This window comes from Vibrio sp. 10N.261.52.A1, assembly GCF_002876325.1.
Lineage (GTDB): Bacteria > Pseudomonadota > Gammaproteobacteria > Enterobacterales > Vibrionaceae > Vibrio > Vibrio chagasii.
The window spans coordinates 1-853 of the sequence record NZ_MCYD01000115.1 but is presented as its reverse complement, the minus strand read 5'-3'; the positions used below and the strand labels follow the sequence as shown (position 1 = coordinate 853).

2 protein-coding genes are annotated in these 853 nt (G+C 43.6%); both read left to right on the top strand.

Annotated features, from left to right (window positions below; genetic code table 11):
• The coding region (locus BCT81_RS01655; RefSeq protein WP_198596819.1) for a lipid II flippase MurJ at window positions 1-542 on the top strand (542 nt) is incomplete at its 5' end.
• A gap of 70 nt (window positions 543-612) precedes the next feature.
• On the top strand, window positions 613-853 hold a 241-nt coding region (locus BCT81_RS01650), incomplete at its 3' end, for an adenylyltransferase/cytidyltransferase family protein (RefSeq protein ID WP_157938831.1).

Sequence of the window (853 nt, the reverse complement as noted above, 5' to 3'; positions counted from 1 at the left end):
TGCTAATGGTGCTATTCATGCGTGGTGAGTTCTCTCCACACGACGTGCAACAAGCATCAATGTCTTTAGTAGCGTACGCCTCTGGCTTGCTTAACTTCATGCTGATTAAAGTGTTAGCTCCGGGTTATTACTCTCGTCAAGACACTAAAACCCCAGTGAAGTACGGCATTATCGCGATGGTCACGAACATGGTATTTAACGCTATCTTTGCTTATTTCTATGGCTATATAGGTTTGGCAATTGCAACCGCTCTGTCAGCCTTTGTAAATATGGCCTTGTTATATCGCGGTTTACACCTTGCTGGTGTCTATAAGCTGACAAAGACCACTTTGCTGTTCTGCGCGAAGTTAATTGTCTCTGGCGGCGTGATGGTCGCGGCAATTCTGTGGCAGTTAGATAATATGCAACAATGGCTTGAATGGAGCTTTAGTGAGAGAGCGCTGATGCTAACAGGCTTGATTGGACTTGGTGGCTTTGTTTATATTGTTTCGGTACTGGTTTTAGGTATCCGAGTAAAACATTTAAAAGCAGCGACAGATTAATACTGATTAGTATATAATCCGTCGGTTTCACACAATGAATGATGCAAATAACAGGTTTTAGCTGATCATAATGGAACTGATCCGAGGTATACACAATATTAAAGCGCAGCATCACGGCTGTGTATTGACCATAGGTAACTTCGATGGTGTTCATCTAGGACATCAAGAGGTTCTTAGTCAGGTTTCTGAACAAGCGGCAGCATTAGGTTTACCTTCTGTTGTTATGACGTTTGAACCGCAGCCTATGGAGCTGTTTGCCCGAGATAAAGCGCCGGCACGTTTAACTCGCTTACGCGATAAGTACGTACAAC